A 3,053-nucleotide genomic window follows, 5' to 3' on the forward strand; every position below is an offset into this window, starting at 1 on the left:
ATAATTTAAATGGAGGAGTTTCTAATTTATATTCAAAGAAAGAGACAACTTATTTAGAAGGAGAAGCATTAGAGAGTGAGACGACTTATTTTTACAACTATGACAAGCATTATCAGATAAGTCAAACTAAGCAGGTTAATAGTAAAGGAGAAGTTTTATTAAGTAAAACAGTTTATCCACAAGATAAAGTTTCTCCAACAGCAACAGAACAAGCATTAATTAGCGCGAATCGATTTGAGCCCATAGAGAGCTATTCGTACAAGGATGTTAATGATAATCAAGTAATAGATAATGGAGAGTTATTAACAAGTCAAAAGACTATTTATAACCATACAAAGTGGCCAGGATTGAATTTACCAGAAAAGGTACAAACTTCCGTAGAAGATGGGAATCCAGAAGACAGAGTAGTGTATCATTCCTATGATGATAAAGGAAATCCAACAGAGGTGAGTAAAAAGGATGGTACTCATATTGTTTATATCTGGGGCTATGAAAAAACACAGCCAGTAGCTAAGATAGAGAATGCTAAATTATCAGATATTCCTCAGAGTTATATTGATAATATACATAATGCTTCTAATCTTGATAATGATAGAACAATAGATGTTAGAAATTTAAATGGTGTAGTAAGTAACTATATAGGAAAAGAGGGACAGTTAAGATTTCATTTAAACAGATTACATCAATTAACAGCTTTAAACAAATCTCAAATATCTTTTTACACTTACGATCCATTAGTAGGTGTGACTAGTATTACAGATCCAAGAGGACAAACGATGTATTATGAGTACGATGATTTTAACCGATTGAAGTTTGTAAAGGACAACGAAGGAAAGCTATTAAAAGAAACAACATACAATTATAAAAACTAGTAGGCTATGAAAAGACTAGAAAAACAATTATTACTACTCTTATTGTTGTTAGGAGGTGTAATTTATGGACAATTTGCAGGAGGTGGAGATCCAGAAGTAGATGATGGAGGTTCAGGGTTAGGCTTAGGAGGTCCGATAGAATTAATCGTAGTTAATGGTCCAACTAATGTAGATTTAAATAGTACACATACTTATACATTAATTGCAGTAGGAGGCGGTCAGCCAAGCACAGGAACATGGGAGGTTTCAGGAGCAACAATAATCAATAGTTCGGCAACCCGAGCAACGATAAAATGGACAAGCTTGGGAAGTAAACAAATTACCTATAGAGGTCGATTAGGTTCCCGATCGTTTATGGGAATAAATAATGTTACAGTAAAATCAGCAGTACCCTCAGCACCTTCAGTACCCACAATTTCACAAGATAAATGTGGAAGTGTAGTTTTATCAAGAGGGACTCCACCAAGTGGAGTTACTTGGTATTGGCAAGGAACTAATAGTAATGGAACTACAGCTAGTAATTCATATAGTGGTTATACAGTAACTAGTTCAGGACGATATTATTTACGAGCACGAAATAATAGTAGTGGATTATGGAGTACCAGTTCATCATCTATACAAGTTACAGTTAAAACAATTCCATCAACTCCATCGGTAGCAACGGTAACTAAAAACTGTGGAAGTACGGTATTAACCAAGGGAAGTCAACCAAGTGGAATAACATGGTATTGGCAATCAGGAGCAGGAGGAACCTCCACAAGTAACTCGTCAAGTAGTATAACCAGAACCAGTGGTTCGGTTTATTACTTAAGAGCACGTAATAACAGTACAGGATGTTGGAGTTCATCCAGAACGGTAAGTTATAGTATCAATACAGTTCCGTCAACTCCATCGGCAGCAACGGTAACTAAAAACTGTGGAAGTACAGTATTAACTAAAGGGAGTCAACCAAGTGGTATTACTTATTACTGGCAATCAAGTGCAGGAGGAACATCCACAAGTAACTCATCAAATAGTATAACTAGAACCAGTGGTTCGGTATATTATTTACGAGCAAGAAATAATAGTACAGGATGTTGGAGTTCATCTAGAACAGTAAGTTATAGTATTAATACAGTTCCCTCAACTCCATCGGCAGCAACGGTAACCAAAAACTGTGGAAGTACAGTATTAACTAAAGGGAGTCAACCAAGTGGTATTACTTATTACTGGCAATCAAGTGCAGGAGGAACATCCACAAGTAACTCATCAAATAGTATAACCAGAACCAGTGGTTCAGTGTATTATTTACGAGCACGCAATAACAGTACAGGATGTTGGAGCTCATCTAGAACGGTAAGTTATAGCATCAATACAGTTCCCTCAACTCCATCGGCAGCAACGGTAACTAAAAACTGTGGAAGTACAGTATTAACTAAAGGGAGTCAGCCAAGTGGTATTACCTATTACTGGCAATCAAGTGCAAGTGGAACATCCACAAGTAACTCGTCAAGTAGTATAACTAGAACCAGTGGTTCGGTATATTATTTACGAGCACGAAATAACAGTACAGGATGTTGGAGTTCATCCAGAACGGTAAGTTATAGTATTAATGCAGTTCCGTCAACTCCATCAGCAGCAACGGTAACCAAAAACTGTGGAAGTACGGTATTAACCAAGGGAAGTCAACCAAGTGGTATTACTTATTACTGGCAATCAAGTGCAAGTGGAACATCCACAAGTAACTCGTCAAGTAGTATAACCAGAACTAGTGGTTCAGTGTACTATTTACGAGCACGCAATAACAGTACAGGATGTTGGAGTTCATCTAGAACAGTAAGTTATAGTATTAATACAGTTCCATCAACTCCATCAGCAGCAACGGTAACTAAAAACTGTGGAAGTACAGTATTAACTAAGGGAAGTCAACCAAGTGGTATTACCTATTACTGGCAATCCAGTGCAAGTGGAACCTCTACGAGTAACTCATCAAGTAGTATTACCAGAACTAGTGGTACAATATATTATTTAAGAGCACGAAACAACAGTAGTGGTTGTTGGGGAAGTGCTAGAAGTGTGAGTTATACCATTCAGCAACCATCAACATGGTATGCAGATACGGATGGAGATGGATATGGAAATCCGTCAAGTACAACTAGCGCATGTTCAAAACCATCAGGTTATGTATCCAACTCTAGCGAT

General features: G+C 37.2%; 1 protein-coding gene and 1 pseudogene. Both read left to right on the forward strand.

Translation table 11 applies throughout. The annotated features are described in order from the left end of the window. A pseudogene (locus MHN29_RS18220) lies at positions 1–872 on the forward strand (hypothetical protein); the annotation flags it as partial. Between the two features lie 6 nt (positions 873–878). Continuing rightward, the coding region (locus tag MHN29_RS18225) for a hypothetical protein (RefSeq protein WP_239176084.1) at positions 879–3,053 on the forward strand (2,175 nt) is incomplete at its 3' end.

Origin of the sequence: Tenacibaculum sp. Cn5-46, from assembly GCF_022347705.1 — a bacterium.
GTDB classification, from domain to species: Bacteria; Bacteroidota; Bacteroidia; order Flavobacteriales; family Flavobacteriaceae; genus Polaribacter; species Polaribacter aiptasiae.